The following is a 23029-nucleotide window of genomic DNA, read 5'->3' on the forward strand; positions in this document are numbered from 1 at the left end:
CAAGGACGAATTATGATTATCCCCGCACTCGATTTAATTGACGGTCAGGTTGTCCGCCTATTTCAGGGAGACTATGGCAAGGTCACCGAATACAAGGTTGATCCTGCCGAGCAGTTCAGCCTCTACCACCAAGCTGGTGCCGGGTGGCTACACTTGGTTGACCTTACCGGTGCCAAAGATACCGCTGCCCGCCAGTTGACTTTGATCAGCAAGTTGCTGGCTAGCACACCGGCCAATATCCAAATTGGCGGAGGCGTTCGTACCGAGCAAGACGTTGCGGATCTTCTCAATGCCGGCGCTCAGCGCGTGGTGATTGGTTCAACGGCCGTGAAACAACCTGAATTGGTCAAAGGCTGGATGGAAAAATACGGCCCTGAGCGTATTGTGCTGGCACTGGATATCAATATTGATGCAAACGGCAAGCGTAATGTCGCCGTTTCTGGTTGGCAAGAAGACTCGGGCGTGACGATCGAAGCCCTGCTCGATAACTTCCTGACTGTCGGCCTCAAGCATGTTTTGTGCACCGACATTTCCCGTGACGGTACATTGGAAGGCTCCAATGTCGAGCTCTACCAAGATCTTTGTGCCCTTTACCCGCAAGTACAATTCCAGTCATCGGGTGGAATTGGTTCACTCGATGATATCGCCGCCCTAAAAGGCTCAGGCGTTGCTGGCGTGATCGTTGGCCGAGCCCTGCTTGATGGCAAATTTACCGCTGAGCAGGCCTTTGCTTGCTGGGCAGAATAAGGCAAGGAGATTGACAGATGTTAGCTAGACGAATAATTCCCTGCCTTGATGTAAGAGATGGTCAAGTAGTTAAAGGGGTACAGTTCCGTAACCACGAAATTATCGGTGACATCGTTCCGCTCGCCAAACGTTATGCAGAAGAAGGCGCCGACGAGCTAGTGTTCTATGACATTACCGCGTCCAGTGACGGACGGGTAGTCGATAAGAGCTGGGTTGCCCGTGTGGCAGAAGTGATCGACATTCCTTTCTGTGTTGCCGGCGGGATCAAATCTGCCAAAGACGCCAGCCGTATCTTGCAGTTTGGTGCTGATAAAGTTTCGATCAACTCGCCAGCATTAGCTGATCCAAACCTGATCACTGAGCTTGCTGATAAATTTGGCGTGCAATGTATCGTGGTGGGCATCGATTCCTACTTTGATGCCGATACCGGCAAATACCAAGTCTACCAGTTCACTGGAGACGAAAGCCGTACCAAGGCTACCCGCTGGGAAACTCGCGACTGGGTGCAGGAAGTCCAGCGACGCGGTGCTGGTGAAATTGTCCTCAACATGATGAATCAGGACGGCGTTCGCAACGGTTACGATCTCACTCAACTCGACATGGTGCGTGACGTCTGCCATGTGCCGCTTATTGCCTCGGGAGGTGCCGGGGAGATGGTGCACTTTGCCGATGCCTTTAACAAAGCGAATGTCGATGGTGCCCTTGCCGCATCGGTGTTCCACAAACAAATCATCAATATTGGTGAGCTCAAGCAATATCTGAAACAACAAGGTGTGGAGATCCGACTATGAGCCTAGCAAGCAGCATTAATTGGGACAAAGTAGACGGATTGGTTCCGGCTATCGTGCAAGACAACACCAGCGGTCAGGTACTGATGCTGGGGTACATGAATGACTCAGCATTGAGCAAAACCCTTGAAACCCAACAAGTCACTTTTTGGTCTCGCACCAAAGAACGTCTTTGGACCAAAGGGGAAACCTCCGGCAATGTGTTACAACTCAAAAGTATCAAACTCGATTGCGACCAAGATACCCTGCTGGTGAAAGTTGACCCTATCGGCCCAACCTGCCACTTGAATACCACAACCTGCTTTGACAGCGATACCGCTGAAGAAGGACAGGTTGAGCAGCCTGCTCTGGTGTTCCTTCATCAACTTGAACAGGTCTTGGCTTCTCGTAAAGGTGCCGATCCCGAATCGTCCTATACCGCCAGTTTGTATGCCCGTGGGACCAAGCGGATTTCGCAGAAGGTGGGTGAAGAAGGCGTTGAAGTCGCGCTTGCGGCAACGTCGGGTGACAAGGCGGAATTAGTCTGTGAGTCAGCTGATTTGATCTACCACCTGTTGGTGCTTTTGCAAGATCAGGGGATGTCGCTGTCGGATGTCACGGCCAAGTTACAAGAGCGCCATAAATAGAGCGACTTGACAATTGGTTAACAAAAAGCCCGGTCAAAATTGGCCGGGCTTTTTATTGAATGCAATATTTAGCGCTCAAGGGCTTCCTTGTAGTGCTTTCGGCATACCGATACATAGCGATCGTTACCACCAATTTCAACCTGATCACCGTCAGCAATTGCTTTGCCGCTGGCATCTTGGCGGATTACCATATTGGCTTTACGGCCACAATGGCAGATGGTTTTCAATTCAACCAATTTATCTGCCCACGCAAGTAAATAACGGCTTCCTGCGAATAATTCACCACGAAAATCACTGCGCAACCCATAGCAAAGCACAGGTATATTTAACTTGTCGACGACTTCCGTTAATTGATAAACCTGCTCTTTGGTTAAAAACTGGCATTCATCAATCAATACGCAGTCAACTTTTTGTGTTGCATTCATATCTTGCAGGCGGGCGTAAAGATCATCGCTTGCATTAAAAAGCTCAGCTTCTTCTTGCAAACCAATACGAGAGCTGACCATGCCTTTGCCATAACGGTCATCAATCGCCGCGGTAAAAATCACCGGCGTCATACCCCGCTCGCGGTAATTAAATGATGACTGTAATAATGTTGTCGACTTACCCGCATTCATTGCCGAGTAATAGAAATACATCTGGGCCATTAAGCTTCCCTAGTAATACGATTGGTGCGTAAAAAATCAGCCGAGATGCTACAGAAAAGCCCTTCAGATTGAAAGGAGCAAGCTCAACTTCTTTGTAACCAGATAGCGGACAACCTCACATCTCACTGAAATAAAAAAGCCTGCATCAAAATACAGGCTTTTTCATATTCAAACGATCAGCATCAAGCGTTAGCCGTTGCTTCCTGAGGACGGCGAGATAGCCATGACAATCCAGCACAAGCTAAGATAAAGGCTACGGTTGCGGCCAAGAACGACACCGCGAGAGAACTGGTGAAGCCAAGTACCAAGAAGCCAATGGTTGATACTACTGCCATCGACAACGCATACGGTAGCTGAGTAGAGACATGATCAATATGGTGACAACGGGCACCTGTCGACGACAGGATAGTCGTATCAGAGATAGGCGAACAGTGGTCACCAAAAACAGAACCCGCCAATACTGCGCCTAGCATAGGTAGCATTAGCATGATATCCGTCGCGGCAGCTAAATCACCCGCGATTGGTAGCATGATGCCGAACGTACCCCAAGAGGTACCGGTTGAGAATGCCATCAGGCCTGCAAGCAAGAACAGAATAGCAGGCAACAGCATCGGGCTGATATTCCCTTCCACCATTGTCGACAGGTATTTACCGGTCGCCATATCGCTGATCACCGAACCGATGCTCCACGCAAACAGCAGGATTAAAATCGCGCCTAACATAGACTTAGCACCGATCCACAACGTAGACGACACATCAGCCGCCGGGATACGCTGGCGGATTACAGGAATAAGCGCAGCAACAAAACCCACAAGGCCACCGTAGACCAGAGACATACCCACATCGGTATTCTCAAAGGCGCCTAATACATTAAACGCAAGGCCGTCAGCTGCCAGCGCTTGGTAACCCGTAAAGATCATAAAGAAGAAAGTCGCCACAATCAGCATCACGATTGGCATGATAAGATCGGCAACACGACCATTTTTGCTTTCTTCAATTTCAAGTTCATCATTCAGATCTTTGGCACGGCTGTCGTCATCACCTTCGTCAAAACCGCGGCAGTGACTGGCTTCTAGCTCGTGTTTTTTCATCGGGCCAACATCAATTTGGAACCACGCCACCACGAATACCATCAGCAGGGCAAACACTGCATAGAAATTCATTGGTGCCAGCTGCACGAATGCACCCAACGGAGTATATTCCGTCACACCATGCGATGCCAAAATACCGCCAATCAAAGTGATAATATAGGCACCCCAGCTAGAAGCAGGCATGAGCACACACATTGGCGCAGCTGTTGAGTCAAGGATATAGGCCAGCTTAGCGCGGGAAACATAGAAACGATCTGTCACTGGACGTGAGATCGAACCAACGGCCAAACTATTGAAGTAATCATCAACAAAAATAAACACACCCAAGAAAGCAGCTAGCAGTTTAGCACCACGCTTGCTCTTGATTTTAGTTTGTGCCCATTCAGCAAATGCACGGGTACCGCCAGAAAGTGTTAGCAATGCTGTGGTCATACCCAGCAAAATAAGGAAGGCGACAATACTCATGTTCCAGCTGTTAATGGCACCGTCATCAATAAACAGCCCTTTAACCGTGGTTCCAATATAGTTTGCGGTGCCACCTACCGAAAAATCAGTCAGCAGGAATGCGCCCAACAGGACACCAACACCCAAAGAAACTAAAACGCGTCGTGTAAGGATTGCCAAACCCAATGCAACCAAAGGTGGCAACAATGACATGGCGGAATGGGAAAAATCTACAATATTCATGATCTCGACTACAACCGATCCTGGTTGGAGATCTACTGTTTAACACGACATCTTGTCGTGTATAGAAGAGCATAAGGAAGGGATAAGGCCCTTTTCCGACTCCACAGTAGCGCTCCATAGTTAATGTAATTATATACTATGGCAGTGTTATCCCTATTCGGTGACAACCCCAGCAAGTTGGCTTGATAATCCGAGCTTGCTTCGGCAACGGCTCCTTTCGTAAATCCTCATCGGTATCACCCTACGATTTACTACTAATAGACGATGCACCTCTACCCTTAGTCTAGGTTTGGTCAATTCTACGGAATAGACATTCAAATGCAACCAGTTAACGTGAAAAAAATGACACAAATAGTGAATAGTCTTGCCGCAAAGAACAAGAATTAGACAGTTAAAAGCAATTTTTCATACCCATTGCATATGAAATTGATGGCAATTATTTAACCGTCCCTGTTGATTGTGGATAAGAATATTTACTCATCTCGACCATTACAATCTATTACAAATGAGAAATGAACCCAGTAAATTGCAAAAAAATAAATAAACACTTCATTTTTTAATTGGCATCGCCGTATTAAAAGTATTATTATTGCAATTATTGAATTGTCACTGCTATTATTAATTTATAGTTTTAGACCTACAGGAAATAAAAAATGTCTGATGCAATGAAAGCGCTACTTAACCTTCGCAGCCTTCGCGCTCTTTCTCGTGAATATTCTCTTGAGCAACTACAGGAAGCGCTAGAAAAACTTCAAACTGTTGTTACTGAGCGTGAAGAGTCTGAAGCTGAAGAAATCGCTAAAGAAAAAGAACGTACAGAAAAACTAGCTCAATACCGTGAAATGCTTCTTGCTGACGGCATTGACCCAGAAGAGCTTCTAGCAACTCTAAATAAAGCTCCTAAAGCGAAACGTGCACAGCGTCCAGCTAAATACCGCTTCATCGATGAAAACGGTGACGAGAAAACTTGGACTGGTCAAGGCCGTACACCAAGTGCTCTTAAAAAAGCTCTTGATGACGGTAAGTCTCTAGAAGAATTTGAAATCTAATAGTTCAAATCATCTGCGAACATCTAAAAAAACCCGACTTTTGTCGGGTTTTTTATTATCCGTTCAACGTCAGAAGCCTTTTATTTAAACCTTTGATTTTCAAAGGCTAAACTTGTATTACCAAGTGCATAGTAACAACACGTTTGGTTTGAACACTATATGACAGTCAATAATAAACCATTGGTATTGCGCCATCATTACAGGTTATTGGTGAGTCTTTACTTACTTTTTAGCATAAAAAGCCAGACCTTTTAGCCTGACTTTTTTGTCATATTATGACATTAACGAATCTGATCGGCTAAATGACTTACCGCTAAGGCGAAATAGTGCGAACGGTTCCACTTAAGTAAGGATTGGTAATTACCGTAGATCAAGTAGGCTCGACCATGTTTATCATCCGGTTGGATAAGCCATGCTTCAATATCAACACTCGGCAGTACCTGGCCATTAAAACGGCGAACACCTAATCGTTGCCAGTCTACTAGGCTTTTGGCTTTGCTCTTTTCAACCCCCATCAACGAAGCATCGATAGAAGCGGGTAATGAAACTTGTCGGCCCCAGGTATATTGATCATCCCAGCCCGCTTTTTTTAAATAATTCGCGGCAGAGGCAAAAACATCAGCCTCTGTCTGCCAGATATCAATCTTTCCGTCATTATTGCCATCAACTGCATAAGACAAAAATGACGTTGGCATAAACTGAGGTTGCCCCATCGCCCCCGCCCAAGAGCCCTTCATCTCTTTTGGACTAATATGGCCAGCATCCAATATTTCCAGCGCCGCCATGACCTGCCCGCGAAAAAACGCTTCACGACGACCTTCATAAGCCATAGTTGATAAAGCTTCAACCACATTATAATTACCCATCAGGCGACCGAAATTACTTTCCACCCCCCACAGGGCAACAATAAAGCGTGGCTGAACGCCATATTGCTGGCCGATTTTATCCAGCGTTGATTTATGCTGACGATAAAGCTCATTTGCCTGCTTTACTTTCCAAGCTGGCACCGCACGCGGAATATACTCATCCAGCGTCAATTTACGCTCTGGTTGGTTTTTATCCGCTTTTACTGCACGTTCGACAAACGTAATGCCCTCAAAAGCAGAGTTGATAATCGACTCTGAAATTCCTTTTTCCTGGGCTTCTACTTTTAGTCCTTCGACATAATCATCAAATCCCTCATCAGCATAAACTGCCGACGATAATCCTAACCCTAAGGCCACAAAGGCCGATATCAATCGCTTATGCATAGTTTATCCTTTGCTGCTGGCGGCTTTATCCGCTTTGTATTGCTCCAGTAAGTTTGGCACGGGTGGCGGTACTTGCAGGTAATATCCATTTCCTTTGAGTTCCACTTTCACTTTTTCGATATCTGCCTGTGCCAACTTATGCCGTTCATCTAACTTAATTACCATGACAAATTGTGGCGTACCAAATGTTTTCAACAAAGCGTCAGGTACTGGTGAGAAATCATCTTTATTGTTGATATACAGATAGGTATTATCTTTTTTAGGGCTTTTGTAAATAGAACACAACATATTGTCGGTAACCTGTACGTTAATTTCGCTCTTTGTCAGACAACGATTCACGCGAATCATTCCCCTGTCGAGGGTGAATCGCCTACTTGATGAGACGGTTGTCTGAATTTCCAACGCAAAAGCAAGGATAGCTTGCTGATATACGGTTTGGAATATAACATGCAAGTTACCCAAGAGATAACGTTCCCGAACGACTAATTTAGCGACAGTCATCAGCAAACATGACAAAATCTGCAGAACTCAAGGGAGGCTCATTCACCCTCTCTGCCCTCCATTTAGTGGACGGCGACATACAGCAAGCAGTTAACTTTCTCAAAGAGAAGGTTGAGCAGGCTCCCCATTTCTTTTCAGCAGCCCCCATCGTCATTGATGTCAGCCAAGCCGGAAATAAGTTGGACTTCGCGTTACTAAAAAGCCAGGTCAAAAAGGCCGGAATGATCCCTGTCGGAATAAGTGGTTGCAAACAACCTGAACTGCAAGAACGGGCGAAACAAGCCGGATTTGCCATCATGAATGCGGCCAAACAGGCCAAAGCGGCTGAGCCTGTGATGACACCGACAAAAATCATTAAGAATCCAGTTCGGTCAGGGCAGCAAATTTATGCTAAAAATAGTGATCTGATAGTATTGGGACATGTAAGCCCTGGAGCAGAAATAATTGCTGATGGTTGTATCCATATTTATGGAACCCTACGAGGCCGTGCTATCGCCGGGGCCAACGGTCAAAAAGAGGCGAAGATATTCTGTCATAACTGCCAACCGGAGCTCATTTCCATTGCTGGAAATTACTGGTTAAGCGACAAAATACAAGAAGAGTTCTGGGGAGAGAATGTCGTTATCTCGCTGGCTGAAAATAATTTGAACATAGAGCAAATGGCTTTATAGCGTTTAATAAGGAATTTTAAGATGGCACGAATTATCGTTGTTACCTCAGGTAAAGGTGGCGTTGGTAAAACGACCTCGAGTGCAGCTATTGCATCGGGCCTTGCACTTACAGGCAAGAAAACAGCGGTGATCGATTTCGATATCGGCCTGCGTAATCTTGACCTCATCATGGGCTGCGAACGTCGTGTAGTATATGACTTCGTCAACGTCATCAATGGTGAAGCTAACCTAAACCAAGCACTTATCAAAGACAAGCGTGTCGACAATCTGTATGTCCTGCCCGCTTCCCAAACCCGTGACAAAGACGCGCTGAGTCGTGAAGGCGTCGAACGTGTTTTCAACGATATGACTGAAATGGGTTTTGATTTCATTATCTGTGATTCACCGGCAGGCATCGAGACCGGCGCACTGATGGCGTTGTACTTTGCAGATGAAGCCATCGTCACCACCAACCCAGAAGTCTCTTCTGTGCGTGACTCAGACCGTATTCTTGGTATCCTCGACTCTAAGTCCCGCCGTGCCGAGCAAGCCGAAGACCCAGTGAAAACTCATCTACTGCTAACACGCTATAACCCAGCTCGTGTGACATTAGGTGAAATGCTGAGTGTTGGCGATGTCGAAGAAATTCTTCATATCCCTCTACTCGGAGTGATCCCTGAAAGCCAAGCGGTACTGAACGCCTCAAACAAAGGTGAGCCAGTCATTTTTGACAAAGAATCGGATGCGGGTATCGCCTACGAAGATACCGTTGCTCGATTGCTTGGTGAAGAGCGTCCCTTCCGCTTCCTTGAGGAAGAGAAGAAAGGCTTCCTAAAACGCCTATTCGGAGGGTAATACACGATGGCATTGTTAGAATTCTTCCGCCCCAAGAAAACAACGACTGCCAGTCTAGCCAAAGAGCGGCTGCAAATTATCGTTGCTGAACGCCGCTCTGCTGATCAAAGTGCACCTAGTTATTTACCGCAGTTGAAGCAGGATATCCTGGACGTCATCCGCAAGTATGTTGAAATCAGCCCTGAGCAGGTAACAGTCAACCTCGATCAGAAAGAAGAAGATCTTTCCGTACTCGAACTCAACGTTACCCTACCTGACGAAGAAAAGTAATACCAACCTCGACTTACTCCTATTAAAAAGCCCCGCACACAATGCGGGGCTTTTTGTTTGCTATAAAGCGGCTTTCGTTATGCCCTTAATCTTTTTTCAACAGGGGCAAGACTTTTTTTTCAAACAACGGTTTGCGCCATGTCTTTAGCATATCCGGCATGTTTTCAGCCGGTGAGTCTTTTTTCCAAGCCCACGAGATCAACTGGTTGATCTGTTTTTTCGATGCTAAGAACTCAGCCATCAGACCGGTTTCCGCCTCCACCGCCGTCACCACATCTTTGATATGCTTAACTTTCTGCTTGTAACCCGGAAAGTCCACTAGCCTACTGAGCTTTTCAGGGTACTGTTCTTGCGGCATGTCATCGACATCGTGAACCATTTTCAGCAAACGGTTAGCATGGCGTTGAATCTCCATGCTCTCGAAACCTTCTTTGGCCATTACCGCTTTGGACTTAATGCCGAAACGGGCCAGCTTCCAAAGATGCAGCTCTTTGACCACGAAATTGAGGGCCAAGTCGCGCTTACGCGCTTCCAATAAACGCCACTTGGCCGCTTTTTGCAAAATAGCCAGTTGCTTAGGGTTTAGCTGCCAAGCGTTTTTGATATCAAGGTAGGCTTTATCTGGATCTATGGTCTTGACCCGCTTGAGCATCAAACCAGCACACTCCTGCGCCAGTGCCTCTTGCCAGCCTTTATCAACCACTTGCGGCATCAGTTTCTGGTAAAGCGGCAGCAAATAGTACACGTCGGCAGCGGCATAATCGAGTTGACGATCGGTCAATGGACGAGCGAGCCAGTTAGTTCGGGCTTCGCCTTTATCAAGCTCAACACCAAGAAAGTCCTTAACCAAGGTACCGAAGCCGGCTGACACACCGTAGCCAAGGAATGAGGCCATCACCTGGGTATCAATCATCGGCACCGGTAAGCAGCCGGCGTAATATTGGAAGACTTCCAAATCTTCACCACAGGCATGAAGTACCTTGATCACCGATTGGTCACGCAGCAGGTCCCACAACGGTTCTAAGTCATCTATCGCCAACGGGTCGATCAATGCCAAAGACTCACCGTCAAACAGCTGGATCAAGCCAAGCTTCGGATACAGTGTGCGGGTTCTAACAAACTCGGTATCTAACATTACCGCTGTCTGGCGGCGCGCCTGGAGGCAGATCGTCTCCAACCGTTCGCGGTTGGTAATTATTTCAAAATTCACAGTATTCTCACCATAAATACCAAACTGAGCAATATGCTGAGCATATCAGAGTTCTCTCTGCCGTTTGAGAACAACCTAAATTGAAGAAGATATAGTTACTCTACATCAATGCAATTTGGGGAAGTTATCGAATGGCAGAGAAACTCCCAAAGGGCGAGTTTAAAAAGCACAACTACTTCGTTACTTGCTTTAGATGGATATGAATACACCGGCAAACAAGTGCCTTGTATCTGCACTTTTTAATTCTCGCTGATAGAACAGAATATTACTCAGCTTGGTATCAAATGCCGGCTTGAGGCCGGCATTCTTTGTATTAATTCACGATGCGCTTACGCACTCTGGCTTTGCTGAGCAGACTCTTCACGCAATGCTCGGCGGAGGATCTTACCGACATTGGTTTTTGGAAGCTCATCTCGGAACTCAACAATTTTCGGCACCTTGTAACCTGTCAGGTGCTCGCGGCAGTGCTCAAGCAGCTCTTCGCGAGTTAGGCTAGCGTCGCGCTTAACTACGCAGATCTTGACCAACTCACCTGAAACCTCATGAGGTTCACCGATCGCTGCCACTTCCAACACTTTACTGTTGAGGGCAACGACATCTTCAATTTCATTCGGATAGACGTTAAAGCCTGACACCAAAATCATGTCTTTTTTGCGGTCAACAATATGCAGGAAGCCTTCATCATCAAAACGGACAATATCGCCCGTTGATAACCAACCGTCTTCAGTCAGTACTTCTTTGCTCGCTTCTGGGCGCTGCCAGTAACCTTGCATTACCTGAGGACCACGGACTTGAAGCTCACCAGTCTGGTCATTAGCCAGTACCAAGCCTTCGTCGTCAACAATACGGACGTCTGTTGACGGTACCGGCAAACCGATAGAACCATTATAGTCGGTCAAATCATACGGGTAAGCAGCAACCAATGGTGAACACTCAGTCAGGCCGTAGCCTTCTAGCAAGTAGTTGCCCGTGATTTGCTTCCACTTTTCAGCCACGGCACGTTGTACCGCCATACCGCCACCGACCGATAGACGAAGCTGGCTGAAGTCAATTTCATGGAAGTCTTCATTATTGACCAACGCGTTGAACAAAGTATTCACACCGGTGATCGCTGTAAACGGATAACGCTGCAACTCTTTAACAAATGTCGGAATATCACGCGGGTTGGTGATCAGCAGATTCCGCCCACCCATTTCGATAAACAGCAAGCAGTTCACGGTCAGGGCAAAAACATGGTACAGCGGCAGCGCTGTCACAATCAGTTCGCGACCTTCGGTCAGAACCGGACCATAAGCTCCCTTGGCCTGCATCACGTTGGCCAGCATATTACGGTGGCTTAGGACCGCGCCTTTGGCTACGCCCGTCGTACCCCCGGTGTACTGCAAGAAAGCAGTATCTTCGCCAGACATAAACGGCTTAACATATTGCATGCGGCGGCCTTTCCGCAGGGCCATACGCATCGAAGTCGCATGCGGAAGGTGGTATTTAGGTACCATCTTCTTGATGTATTTCACGACAAAGTTAACTAATGTGCCTTTCGGGCGTGACAGCTGGTCACCCAGACTGGTCAGTACCACATGCTGAACGCTGGTGTTTTTAACGATACTTTCTAGGGTGTGGGCGAAGTTAGAAACAATGACGATAGCCTTGGCACCGGAGTCGTTCAACTGGTGCTCAAGCTCTCGCGGAGTATAAAGTGGGTTAACATTCACCACCACACAACCGGCACGTAAAATACCAAACAAGGCAATAGGATACTGAAGTAAATTAGGCATCATCACCGCTACGCGGTCACCTTTTTTCACCTTCAGTTCATTTTGCAGGTAGGCGGCAAAAGCACGGCTACGCTCTTCCAGTTTGCGGAAGGTCATGACCTGTCCCATATTGATGAACGCCGTCTGATCAGCGTACTTCTGTACTGACTGCTCAAACATTTCAACCAATGACGGATACTGATCCGGGTTAATTTCAGCCGGTACATCTTCCGGATAGCGGTTAAGCCAAACCTTATCCACTTTGCACTCTCCTTATTGATTTTGGCATGGTGCCTATACTGTGCTGGCGGGTAATTAAAACATGTGGTTACACCGCATTACAGCACACTTAACATACAAGTAACACTGACCTATTTAGTCAATGCATTAAAATTTGAACTGAATAACAATATCTCACCGATCACCCGTTCAGGGCTGTCCAGGTGACAGTGGTGGCCACCAGCAATCTCTACTTGCTCAAGCTGTTGCCACTCTAGGGCTTGAGATTGGCTCATTTTCAGCTGCCGATAACCGGTTTGCCCGATGAGCGATAACACCGGACATTGCACCGATCCCACCAAGGCACTGACCTGCTCTGGTGTCATTCTATATAACGACTCACACCTCAAGCGGTTGTCATGACGCCAATACCAGCGGCCATCACGCTGATAAACACCGCGCTCTACCACTGGCTTGATCTGCTCTGGCAGTAGGCCGTTAACCGCACAACGCAGATCCAGCGCCTGCAGGAAAGAATCCATGGAACGATTCTGTCGCTGATGCGCCCTTGAACGGTAGCGCTGTCGACTTTCAATACCCTGACGTAGTCGCTCCGGGGCATTTTCCGCCGCCTGTGATAGTGGAGACAAGCCTTCAATCAGCACCAAAGAGGCGACCTTATCGGCAAACGCCGCAGCATAAGACATTGCAACCAAAGCGCCCATCGAGTGACCAGCAAGCACCACCTGCGGCTGATCTAATAAAGCGACCAGTTGGGCCAAATCATCGACATAATCGAAAAAGTGGTAGAAGTTATCTGCCGCTCTCGGTGCCGACAACCCGTGCCCAGGCCAATCTATGGCGATGATATGGAAGTGCTCGGCCAATTTGCCAAACAAAGGGGCAAAACTTGCGGCATTATCCTGCCAACCATGTAGCATTACCATGACTGGCTTTTGCGTTAAAACAGCGCTTAACTGGGCTTTGTTCTCTATCGGTAATGGGGCAGAAAACGAGGCTAACCCTGACAACATCTGATCGGCTAACTGGAGCTCTATCTGATACATAGCAATCTACTTGGTCACCCGCTCTCTGACTTCAGCCCTTGAGAAACCATTATAAATAAGGCTGGGTGAACACTGTAGACCGACACAGCTCCTGAAACGGTCAAAATCATCGATCCAGACTTCCTGTTTCACTTGCCATAGTTGGGTTCCAGAGGCTGCAACGACTGGGAAACGGTAGTTAAACTCACCCACCTTGCCTTCTTCTTCCCCAGCAACGTGTCCCGCAACAGAAACCAGTCGCCCTGGATGGTATTCAATAGGCTCTAGGAAGCCATCAACATACGCGACAAAGCGCGGTTGGGCGCTGCTACCCAATTTGGGTTTACCGTCACTGCCTATCGGCATGGCTACGATTTCCAACCGGGTTTTATGTTCGCCATTATCAATTGCTGCAATCACCCCGCCGAGGCGGATCGCCTGGCCAAAATCTTGACCTGTAGGATCGCTAAGCACAGTGACATCTGTGATTGGGTCATCACTATCAGTCATGAGGGCCTCAGGTACCGCGGCGCAGCCTATCATAGTCGCAGCAAGCAACCCAACGATTAGCTTCCTAAACATCGGTAACTCCATTGTAAATGATGAATATCCACGCAATCCCCTGACTTTCAGGCAACGAATCACACGGCTTATTCCAAACAGACATGGTATTAAACATAGACATCGACCCCGACCAGCATCGAGAGTTCATCTCGCTTTTGCTGGTGCATCACCCCCATATAGCTCTCCAGCGCCTGGCGGTTTTTACCTTCAGGCTGATCATACTGAATTTGAGAGTGGGCTGCGCCTAGCAACTCAGGATCACGCACCGATTGAGCAACGGCTTTGGCAACAGGGGTTGGGTCACCGGCTCCTTGCACAGGGGCGCGGGTAACTTTCGTCTTTGAAGGCGTTTGGGGTATTGTGACAGGAAGGCGCTGAATAGAAACCATAGGAAACGTCCAGTATCCAAGTGATTGCCGAGTATGCTACGACAATAGTATGCATACACGGCAATGAGGCAAACGTATTATTCGCGACCCGGCAACTTTTTCCAGGTGACAGTATCACGAAGGTACACCGGGCTAGCTTCCTCAGCTATCACGGCCTCGCCACGAGCCAATGCATATTTGGCTAAATGCACCATATCTGCGGCATCCGGGTAAAGTACTGAACCCGATACGGCTTCAACAGGCAATTGTGCCAGTTGATCAGCATAGCTTTCCCAACCTGTACCGGCCGTTAACCACTGCCCTTCACTCATTGGCAGTTGCGTGATCAACATCTCAGGCTTAATCACTAACTCACTGCCTTGCACTGCCCAGTCGCCATCTGCCTGACGACGATACTGGCCCCAGTAGATTTCATTCATGCGGGCATCAATGGCTGCCATGACCTGCTCGGCCTGATGCTGGCGATATGTACCCTGTGCCATCGCGGCCAAGGTCGAGATACCTAGCATTGGCAGATCTGCGCCAAATGCCAACCCCTGAGCAATACCAATGCCGATACGTACCCCGGTAAAGCTACCTGGGCCACGGCCAAAAGCCAGTGCATCAAGTTGGTTTAATTTAAGGCCAGCCTGTGCCAGTACGTTATCCACCATAGGGAGTACCTTAGTGGTGTGCTCACGTGGCGCATACTCACAGTGAGAAATCACTTCATCGCCCACCAGAAGGGCTACGGAACAGTTTTCGGTTGCAGTATCTACTGCAAGAATTTTGTTGCTCATTCAAGCCTCTGAATGCTGTTCTTCGATTGTGGCAGGCTCTTGGCGGCCATTAACCGAAGATAAGAATTGCCCGACGCTAACAACATCCCGAGTTCGCGGGATAGACGGCAGGCTGTTAAGAAAGACCGCGCCATAAGGACGCGTTACTAACCGGTTGTCACAGATCACCAGGACACCTTTATCCTGTGTGTCACGAATAAGTCGACCGACCCCTTGCTTGAGGGTGATCACCGCATCCGGGATCTGTACTTGCGCAAAAGGATCTCCGCCACGTAAACGGCAGTCCTCTATGCGCGCTTTCAGCAGCGGATCATCCGGTGCTGTAAAGGGTAATTTATCAATGATAACACAGCTTAGGGCTTGCCCTCTAACATCCACGCCTTCCCAGAAGGCACCGGTCGCTATCAATAAGGCATTGCCCCGCTCAAGGTATTCCGCCAGCAACTTCTGCTTGGTCGTTTCACCCTGCACCAATACCGGAAGGTCGAGCTTGGCCCGGAACCCTTCGGCCAACTCACGCACCATCTGATGTGAGGTGCACAAGAAGAAACAGCGCCCTTGGTTCTCTTCAATAACTGGGGCCATCATCTCCACCAGCCTGTCAGCAATACCAAAACTATTAGGCTCAGGCAAAAAGCGAGGCACGCACAGTAAGGCCTGTTGCTGGTAATCAAAGGGACTTTCCAGCGAAAACTGCTGTTTGGGTTTGAGCCCCAGGCGCTGGCTGAAGTGGCTAAAGTCATCATTCACCGCAAGGGTCGCCGAGGTAAAGATCCACGCCCCGCCCTGCTGCTCAATCTGTTCGTTGAACTTATCGGCGACCGACAATGGCGTTATATGCAAGTTGAAATGGCGCGGGGTACATTCATACCAGTAGGAATAGCCCGTAATGCTGGTATCGCAGACCCGCTCTAGTCGCGCCTTAATCAAGGTTGCCCGCTCAAAGGCTGCATCCAGCAACTGGCTCCGGCCCAATGCCAGCTTCAGAACTTCATGGGTGAGATCCAAGGCGTCAGTCAACCGGGTAATTTCACGCTGAATCGCCTGGCTGGTTATCGCTTCGCGCCAATTGCCACGAAAACCGGGTTCGCCAAGCACAATACGCATATCTGCCGCCGCTTGATGCAGCCTGTCGGCGGTTTTTTGCAGCTGGCGCATATCTTTAGCTTCGGTGCGGTAGCCTATCTCGACATCTTTCGCCAGCTCTTGGATCTGGCGACTAGATAAACTCTGGCCAAAATACTGGCTGGCAATATCTGGCATCTGATGGGCTTCATCAAAGATGAATACTTCAGCTTCAGGGATCAACTCACCAAAGCCGGTTTCCTTGATTGCCTGATCGGCCAAGAAAAGATGATGGTTTACCACCACGACATCAGCTTCCATTGCCCGACGGCGCGCTTTGACCACGAAGCAATCGTCATAGGACGGACATTCCCGACCGAGGCAGTTTTCATTGGTCGAGGTGATCATCGGGATCACCGGGCTGTCTTCGGCAATATCTTCACAATCACCCAAGTCACCGCTCTTGGTCGATGATGACCAGCCCCGAACCTGAACCAGTTGGCTGAGCAGCTTCGGATCGGTATGGACGCCGTGGCTTTCAGTGATTTGACGGCTCAGCCGATCAAGGCACAAGTAATTAGACCGCCCTTTGAGCAAAGACACCCGACCGGTAAAGCCGAGGGCATCCGCCATTAACGGCAGATCTCGGTGGAACAATTGTTCCTGTAGGTTCTTGGAACCCGTAGAAATTATGGTCTTTTTTCCACTGACCAAAGCCGGCACCAAATAAGCAAATGTCTTGCCGGTTCCCGTTCCCGCTTCAACAACAAGCTGGCTCTCGGTCTTGATGGCATCGGCCACGGCTTGTGCCATATCGATTTGCGGTTGGCGGGCCTGGAATCCGGGGATGGCTTTATCTAACGCACCACCGGAGGCAAAAAACTTGGCTATCATAGGCTTTCGAATATCTGGACTTTAGGCTATTTGCTTGAGAAAAACGGGCTTAAGGCAACACCGTCGATTGACCTGGCATTATGCCAATATTCCAACTAAGCAGCCATGATTTATTCCCGTTCAAGATTTAGCCTTTGACCCCGCAAGCAATCCAAGGTAAATACTATGAAACCGGATTTGACAAAATAGTAGTTCAAGGAAGAGCACCATGGAAAAGAAAACCCTGCTGACCGATTGCCCTGATGCGATGGGTCTGATCAGCAAAATCACCAACATCTGTTACAAGCACCAACTCAACATTGTTCATAACAATGAGTTTGTCGCTCACTCCCATAGTCAGTTTTTTATGCGCACCGAACTGGAAGGCTACTTCAATGACGAAACCTTCCTTCTCGATCTCGACCATGCACTGCCAGAAGGGAGCCAGCGACGCCTGATCGGTTCTGAGCGTAAGCGCATTGTGATCATGGTGACCAAAGAAGCTCACTGTTTGGGAGATATTCTGGTCAAAACCTTTGATGGAACACTTGATATCGAAATTGCCGCCATTGTTGGCAACTACGATGATTTGGCAGAGCTCGCCCGCAACTTTGGCGTTCCTTACCATCACATCAGCCATGAAGGGATCAGCCGGGACGAGCATGAGGCCCTATTGCTTGAAACGGTGCAACAGTACACGCCGGATTATGTGGTGCTGGCCAAATACATGCGTATCCTCACGCCGAATTTCGTTGCCCAGTTCCCCCATAAAATCATCAATATCCACCATAGCTTCCTGCCCGCTTTTATCGGTGCCAAACCGTACCAGCAAGCTTTTGAACGCGGGGTAAAAATTATCGGAGCCACGGCCCACTTTGTGACTAACGACCTTGATGAGGGCCCGATCATTACCCAGAACGTGATTCCGGTTGACCATAACTTCAGTGCCAAAGACATGGCACGGGCAGGCAAAGATGTTGAAAAGTCGGTGCTGAGTAAAGCCCTAGGCTTAGTGATTGATGATCGAGTCTTTGTTCACGGGAACCGGACTGTGATTTTGTAATCACCAACAACACTGAACGCCAAGCAGCAGGGCAAATTATCAAAAACGCATAAAGACATCCATGTCGCTCCTACCCACCGCCCATGGTGGGTCGGTTTTGCTCATTTACCCTGCATCTGTCGCAAAAGCAGTACCGCAGATTCGATCAGTTCAATAAAGGAGTGACTTCTTTGCTTACTCCGCTTCACTTTCAATTACCGCCTTTAACGAATGCGGATGCAGCTTGATACACACCCCATCGAACTTGAAAGCATAGGTTGGGTTGGAAAGGCGCTCTTTCTCACCTGACGGGCTGCTGGCTTTCACCTTAATGCCTTTATCGACTAATTTGTCCCACTGACTCGCTAACTCAGGAAACGCTTGATCCAAAGTGACCTTCAACGCATCGGTATCACTCGCCTTTGACGGGATCACAAATTCGACATGCTCCCACCCCTCTTGTGAATATGCTTTCTCACCCGGATACGGTAATTCCAACGCTTCGATCTGCCAAGGGCCGCAGCTAAGCGGGGTATCAAAACCAATCACTACAATCGGCCGGCCGTTGATTTCATTGGTCGACCATTCCTTGCCATGCGCCAACCACGCCTTGTGTAACTGCTCTGCAACCTCCCAGTCGTTGACCCGCAAAGCAATATGATCGGCTTGGTAACCGGCAAGCGATAGACCCAACTCGCCGGCAAGGCGTTCAATTTTTGCCATGAAAGCGGGTAACTGGGCCAACATTTGCTCTGGTAACAGACCTCTTTGTTCTAGCTTGTGCATGTCTTTTCTCCAATTAGTCACGCTGAGCGATTGAACGCATAATTATCCACAGTTTTCGGCTTGACAACAGCCCTATTCGCATCGGCAAAGCCCTTGTGCTGGCTAGACTCCTGCATATTTTTCACCCCGCTATGGATATTAAAAAAAAATCGCAATCTATTGTCTTTACGGCTTGCCAAACCACCTAAATTTGTGGGTATTATTAGGGCAATGCAACTAGCGTATTCAAGATGTCTCCCCTCTTCCACTTCTGAGGCGGCCCCGTCAAAAATACTCACGTAAATAAATTATCACTTGGTGCTATCTTTAATAGGCCAATGGTCGTGATTATTTTTGACGGTTATATCCCTTGAATACGGTGCCGTTTTTGCCTCGCCAATTTGCATTACTTATTGGCGTTACAAACGATTTAAAGGATAAGCGTGTGAACATTCAAGCACTCATTAATGACAAAGTATCTCAGGCACTAGAAGCCGCAGGCGCACCTGCCGGTAGCCCTGCTGCAGTTCGCCAATCTGCAAAAGCACAATTTGGTGACTACCAAGCCAACGGTGTAATGGGCGTAGCCAAAAAGTTGGGTACTAACCCTCGCGAGTTCGCACAAAAAGTTATCGAACAGCTAGACCTTGACGGTATTGCTGAAAAAGTTGAAATCGCCGGCCCTGGCTTTATCAACATCTTCCTGAGCAAAACATGGCTTGCCGAGCAAGCGGAAAGTGCCCTGAAAGATGAACGCCTAGGCGTATCAACTGAAGAACAGCAAACTATTGTTGTTGATTACTCTGCACCAAACGTTGCTAAAGAAATGCACGTCGGTCACCTACGTTCAACCATCATCGGTGATGCAGTGGTACGTACCCTTGAGCACCTAGGCCACAAAGTGATCCGGGCTAACCACATCGGTGACTGGGGTACGCAGTTCGGTATGCTTATCGCTAACCTTGAGCGTGTACAGAAAGAGTCTGGTGAAGTTTCTATGGAACTTTCTGATCTGGAAGCGTTCTACCGCGAATCGAAAAAGCTTTACGATGAAGATGCCGAGTTTGCAGCACGCGCACGTAACTACGTAGTTAAACTCCAAGGTGGTGACGAGTACTGCGCTGATATGTGGAAGAAGCTGGTTGATGTCACTATGATCCAGAACCAGCGCAACTACGACCGCCTAAACGTATCGCTAAGCCGTGATGACGTGATGGGTGAGTCAATGTACAACGACATGCTGCCTGGCATCGTTGCTGACCTAAAAGAAAAAGGTCTAGCGGTTGAAGATGACGGCGCACAAGTTGTGTTCCTCGAAGAGTACAAGAACAAAGACGGCGAGCCTATGGGTGTGATCATCCAGAAGCGCGACGGCGGTTTCCTTTACACCACCACTGATATCGCTTGTGCCAAATACCGTTACGAGCAACTTGGTGCAAACCGTGTGCTTTACTTCATCGATTCCCGCCAGCACCAGCACCTAATGCAGGCTTGGACTATTGTCCGTAAAGCTGAATACGTACCAGAAGCGGTAAGCCTTGAGCACCATGCTTTCGGTATGATGCTGGGTAAAGACGGCCGTCCATTCAAGACACGTGCCGGTGGTACCGTTCGCCTAGCCGACCTTCTTGACGAAGCCGAAGTGCGTGCAGCGAAACTTATTGAAGAGAAAAACCCAGAGCTAGGTGCTGAAGAGAAAACCAACATTGCCAACACGGTTGCAATGGCTGCGGTGAAGTATGCGGATCTGTCTAAGCACCGTACAACAGACTACATCTTCGACTGGGACAACATGCTAGCGTTCGAAGGTAACACAGCTCCGTACATGCAGTACGCATATACCCGTGTCGCTTCTATCTTCAAGCGTGCTGATGTTGAGCTTGCTGATCTGACTCACCCTGTCGTGATTAACGACGAGAAAGAACAAGCATTGCTTTCTACCCTACTTCAGTTCGAAGAAGCAGTACAAAGTGTTGCTCGTGAAGGTCAGCCACACCTGATGTGTACTTACCTGTTCGATCTTGCCGGTAAGTTCTCAAGCTTCTACGAAGCCTGCCCAATCCTGAACGCTGAAGAAGAGATTAAGCAGAGCCGTCTGAAACTGGCCCTACTGACTTCGAAGACAATCAAACAAGGCTTGGATCTTCTGGGTATCGAAACCCTTGAGCGCATGTAATAAAACGCTGACATAATTCGGTAAATATCTAATAATTCATAGCCTTCTAAGGTATCCTTAGAAGGCTATTTTATTCTTTATAGCCACGTTGCGTCAGAAGACCCGTAATAATGGATGTTAGGTATGAGTAACGACAGCTTTGCGAAATCAACGGAGATCTTGAAACAAGCCGTTCCCCTGATGATTAAGCATAGGGTCCCCACCACTCCAACCAACTATGCTCTGTGGTATACCTATAGCTCTCAGCAAAACCCCTCGCTTAATATGGCGCTCGACCATGGTATCGAAGCAATTGGCCATTGTACGCCGACGTTGTGCGAGACCCTATACCAAAACCATCTCGCCAGCCAAACTGACAGCGACGTCAGGCAACTCAAACTTAGCCTCACTGCCATGATACAGGAACTCTCACACAGCATGGCTGATACCCTGTCGGATACCAACAGCTTCCACAATGCACTGGAGTCAACTTTCGGCCAGCTGGAGCAGGTTGGAAAAGATGGCATATCCCTTGAAGAAACCATAGGCTTGGTCCGCGAACTGCTCCGCGAGTCTCAGCAAATGCGCCAGTCAACCGGGCTATTCCAAGGCCAACTTTATTCAGCCCAACAAGAGATCCAAACCTTGCGGGTTGCGCTAAATAAAAGCCAACAGCAAGCCAATGAAGATGCACTGACCAAGCTCTACAATCGCCGAGCCTTTAATCAGGATATTCAAAGTTATCTCGACAACCAGATCCCCACCAGTCTCATTTTACTCGACATTGATCACTTCAAATTTTTCAATGATGAGTTCGGTCATCTTATGGGCGATCAAGTTTTGAAAATGGTAGCCAAAAGGCTAACGGAGTGTTGCCGTGATTATGCCAAAGCCTATCGCTTTGGAGGGGAGGAATTTGCTATTTTGCTGCCACATAAATCACTGCCTTCGGCCCGCCAGCAAGCGGAAACCATGCGTAGGGCCATTGAGAAAATTTCGGTACTCGACAAGAGGTCCGGACAGCGGATCAATTCAGTGGCCGCCTCTTTTGGGCTCAGCAGCTCCCAGGAAGGGGAGCACAGTATGGCACTTATCGAACGCGCCGATCATTTCCTCAACCAAGCCAAGCAGCTAGGTCGAAACCGCGTACTGCCGATTTCCTAGCCTAACACTGTCCAATAAAGCCCAACGCAACATGCTATCGCGATAAGTCAACCGCCGACTGACTAACCGCCTGAGCCCTTAGCTACTGACCAAACCGCTGACCGCCTTTATGCTGCAGCCACCCCAGCTCCTCCTGGGTCGATAAGCGACCAAAAGCCGCATTACGGTGCGGGAAGCGACCAAAGCGCTTAATGACATCATGATGGCTGACCGCATACTGATAGAACCCTTCGAAAGTCTCAGCATGTGCAGGGCTGACAGCCTGCATCAAACGGTCAAAACGAAATACCGCTTCCTCCTGATCCTCAATAGCTTCTGAATGTTCAAGAGGCAAATAGAAAAACACCCGTTCTATCGGCGTAAGAGCCAAGTCTTGATCCTTTGCCAAACCACGCTTGCACAGGGCCAGAGCCAATGAGTCATAGCGAAATGCCGCACTTAAGCCGCGGTAAATATTACGACTGAATTGATCGAGCAGAATAATCAGTGCGAGGGTTCCTCTTGGCTCCTCGGTCCAGGCGCTTAGTTCACCTAACCCAGCCTGGCTCACTTGCTGCTGGAAGCGTTCAGCGATAAGTTGATCCGTTTCTTCCCCACCACGGAACCATAGTTTATTCCGATCCGTGACCGTTACTTCCTCACCTATCTCACCGAACCAAAAGTCCAGCACATCTTGATATTGAGCACCCATGTCTCACTCCTATCTAGAACTTCGTCACGATACCGCTGATTCTTCAACGCGGATAAACCCGAACCCACTTTCTGATCACAACCTATTTCACTGACGCGCAATTAAATTACCGACAACCATGGCAGAAAGCATTGCTACTGCATTATATTCAC

Annotated in this window: 23 protein-coding genes and 1 riboswitch; of the genes, 10 read left to right on the forward strand and 13 right to left on the reverse strand. The window is 48.4% G+C overall.

Features of this window, described 5'->3' with window-relative positions; all coding sequences use genetic code 11:
- Window positions 1-12: 12 nt before the first annotated feature.
- From hisA to hisIE, 3 genes are read left to right on the forward strand one after another with little or no spacing between them, the layout of a single operon-like run.
- The gene (hisA, locus tag ACVA53_RS07630; RefSeq protein WP_255040117.1) at window positions 13-747 is read left to right on the forward strand and encodes a 1-(5-phosphoribosyl)-5-[(5-phosphoribosylamino)methylideneamino]imidazole-4-carboxamide isomerase; all 735 of its coding nucleotides are present in this window, start codon (window positions 13-15) and stop codon (window positions 745-747) included.
- A 17-nt stretch (window positions 748-764) separates the two neighbouring features.
- Entirely contained in the window at window positions 765-1538 is a 774-nt protein-coding gene (hisF, locus tag ACVA53_RS07635) for an imidazole glycerol phosphate synthase subunit HisF (protein WP_446504831.1), read from the forward strand.
- A complete protein-coding gene (hisIE, locus tag ACVA53_RS07640; RefSeq protein WP_255040119.1) occupies window positions 1535-2161 on the forward strand; it encodes a bifunctional phosphoribosyl-AMP cyclohydrolase/phosphoribosyl-ATP diphosphatase HisIE in 627 nt (208 codons plus the stop codon). The genes hisF and hisIE overlap by 4 nt, the downstream gene beginning before the upstream one ends.
- A 68-nt stretch (window positions 2162-2229) precedes the next feature.
- Here hisIE and ACVA53_RS07645 read toward each other — a convergent pair whose 3' ends face one another.
- Both ACVA53_RS07645 and ACVA53_RS07650 read right to left on the reverse strand, forming a co-directional pair.
- Window positions 2230-2808, reverse strand: coding sequence for a thymidine kinase (locus ACVA53_RS07645; protein WP_255040120.1), 579 nt, complete (start codon window positions 2806-2808; stop codon window positions 2230-2232).
- Window positions 2809-2990: 182 nt separating this feature from the next.
- Entirely contained in the window at window positions 2991-4586 is a 1596-nt protein-coding gene (locus ACVA53_RS07650; RefSeq protein ID WP_255040122.1) for a Na+/H+ antiporter NhaC family protein, read from the reverse strand.
- Window positions 4587-4685: 99 nt separating this feature from the next.
- Window positions 4686-4869, reverse strand: a riboswitch (Lysine riboswitch).
- 370 nt (window positions 4870-5239) lie between these two features.
- Between ACVA53_RS07650 and ACVA53_RS07655 the strand changes: the two genes are divergently transcribed.
- Window positions 5240-5635: an H-NS family histone-like protein gene (locus ACVA53_RS07655; RefSeq protein ID WP_255040123.1), complete on the forward strand. Its 396-nt coding sequence runs from the start codon at window positions 5240-5242 to the stop codon at window positions 5633-5635.
- Window positions 5636-5916: 281 nt separating this feature from the next.
- Here the strand turns inward: ACVA53_RS07655 and ACVA53_RS07660 are convergent, their stop codons facing one another.
- Both ACVA53_RS07660 and ACVA53_RS07665 read right to left on the reverse strand, forming a co-directional pair.
- Window positions 5917-6885: a lytic murein transglycosylase gene (locus tag ACVA53_RS07660; RefSeq protein WP_446504832.1), complete on the reverse strand. Its 969-nt coding sequence runs from the start codon at window positions 6883-6885 to the stop codon at window positions 5917-5919.
- A gap of 3 nt (window positions 6886-6888) precedes the next feature.
- The gene (locus tag ACVA53_RS07665) at window positions 6889-7173 is read right to left on the reverse strand and encodes a YcgL domain-containing protein (RefSeq protein ID WP_255040237.1); all 285 of its coding nucleotides are present in this window, start codon (window positions 7171-7173) and stop codon (window positions 6889-6891) included.
- 221 nt (window positions 7174-7394) lie between these two features.
- Here ACVA53_RS07665 and minC point away from each other — a divergent pair, with 221 nt between their 5' ends.
- From minC to minE, 3 genes are read left to right on the forward strand one after another with little or no spacing between them, the layout of a single operon-like run.
- Complete coding sequence (minC, locus tag ACVA53_RS07670) at window positions 7395-8057, forward strand: septum site-determining protein MinC (RefSeq protein ID WP_446504833.1); 663 nt, start codon at window positions 7395-7397, stop codon at window positions 8055-8057.
- Window positions 8058-8078: 21 nt separating this feature from the next.
- Complete coding sequence (gene minD / locus ACVA53_RS07675) at window positions 8079-8891, forward strand: septum site-determining protein MinD (protein ID WP_255040126.1); 813 nt, start codon at window positions 8079-8081, stop codon at window positions 8889-8891.
- Between the two features lie 6 nt (window positions 8892-8897).
- Window positions 8898-9161, forward strand: a complete 264-nt coding sequence (gene minE, locus ACVA53_RS07680) for a cell division topological specificity factor MinE (RefSeq protein ID WP_255040127.1) — start codon at window positions 8898-8900, stop codon at window positions 9159-9161.
- A gap of 85 nt (window positions 9162-9246) precedes the next feature.
- Here minE and rnd read toward each other — a convergent pair whose 3' ends face one another.
- The 7 genes from rnd to ACVA53_RS07715 form a co-directional block, all read right to left on the reverse strand.
- Window positions 9247-10371, reverse strand: a complete 1125-nt coding sequence (gene rnd / locus ACVA53_RS07685) for a ribonuclease D (protein ID WP_255040128.1) — start codon at window positions 10369-10371, stop codon at window positions 9247-9249.
- A gap of 329 nt (window positions 10372-10700) precedes the next feature.
- Entirely contained in the window at window positions 10701-12386 is a 1686-nt protein-coding gene (gene fadD / locus ACVA53_RS07690; protein WP_255040129.1) for a long-chain-fatty-acid--CoA ligase FadD, read from the reverse strand.
- Between the two features lie 110 nt (window positions 12387-12496).
- A complete protein-coding gene (locus ACVA53_RS07695; RefSeq protein WP_255040130.1) occupies window positions 12497-13411 on the reverse strand; it encodes an alpha/beta fold hydrolase in 915 nt (304 codons plus the stop codon).
- 6 nt (window positions 13412-13417) lie between these two features.
- On the reverse strand, window positions 13418-13972 hold the full coding sequence (locus tag ACVA53_RS07700) for a Slp family lipoprotein (protein ID WP_255040131.1): 555 nt from the start codon (window positions 13970-13972) through the stop codon (window positions 13418-13420).
- Between the two features lie 89 nt (window positions 13973-14061).
- The gene (locus ACVA53_RS07705) at window positions 14062-14343 is read right to left on the reverse strand and encodes a hypothetical protein (protein ID WP_255040132.1); all 282 of its coding nucleotides are present in this window, start codon (window positions 14341-14343) and stop codon (window positions 14062-14064) included.
- Window positions 14344-14420: 77 nt separating this feature from the next.
- Window positions 14421-15122, reverse strand: coding sequence for a tRNA (adenosine(37)-N6)-threonylcarbamoyltransferase complex dimerization subunit type 1 TsaB (tsaB, locus tag ACVA53_RS07710; RefSeq protein WP_446504834.1), 702 nt, complete (start codon window positions 15120-15122; stop codon window positions 14421-14423).
- Window positions 15123-17081, reverse strand: coding sequence for an ATP-dependent DNA helicase (locus ACVA53_RS07715; RefSeq protein ID WP_255040134.1), 1959 nt, complete (start codon window positions 17079-17081; stop codon window positions 15123-15125).
- Window positions 17082-17289: 208 nt separating this feature from the next.
- Here ACVA53_RS07715 and purU point away from each other — a divergent pair, with 208 nt between their 5' ends.
- The gene (gene purU / locus ACVA53_RS07720; RefSeq protein ID WP_255040135.1) at window positions 17290-18123 is read left to right on the forward strand and encodes a formyltetrahydrofolate deformylase; all 834 of its coding nucleotides are present in this window, start codon (window positions 17290-17292) and stop codon (window positions 18121-18123) included.
- 174 nt (window positions 18124-18297) lie between these two features.
- On the opposite strand, the gene ACVA53_RS07725 is transcribed toward purU, so the two are convergent.
- The gene (locus ACVA53_RS07725) at window positions 18298-18888 is read right to left on the reverse strand and encodes a VOC family protein (RefSeq protein ID WP_255040136.1); all 591 of its coding nucleotides are present in this window, start codon (window positions 18886-18888) and stop codon (window positions 18298-18300) included.
- Between the two features lie 424 nt (window positions 18889-19312).
- Between ACVA53_RS07725 and argS the strand changes: the two genes are divergently transcribed.
- Together argS and ACVA53_RS07735 are read left to right on the forward strand one after the other, a co-directional pair.
- Window positions 19313-21043: an arginine--tRNA ligase gene (gene argS / locus ACVA53_RS07730; RefSeq protein WP_255040137.1), complete on the forward strand. Its 1731-nt coding sequence runs from the start codon at window positions 19313-19315 to the stop codon at window positions 21041-21043.
- Between the two features lie 123 nt (window positions 21044-21166).
- Window positions 21167-22186, forward strand: a complete 1020-nt coding sequence (locus tag ACVA53_RS07735) for a GGDEF domain-containing protein (RefSeq protein WP_446504835.1) — start codon at window positions 21167-21169, stop codon at window positions 22184-22186.
- Window positions 22187-22268: 82 nt separating this feature from the next.
- Here the strand turns inward: ACVA53_RS07735 and ACVA53_RS07740 are convergent, their stop codons facing one another.
- Window positions 22269-22877: a DUF924 family protein gene (locus ACVA53_RS07740; protein ID WP_255040139.1), complete on the reverse strand. Its 609-nt coding sequence runs from the start codon at window positions 22875-22877 to the stop codon at window positions 22269-22271.
- Between the last annotated feature and the right edge of the window lie 152 nt (window positions 22878-23029).

This window comes from Photobacterium sp. DNB23_23_1 (assembly GCF_052873815.1).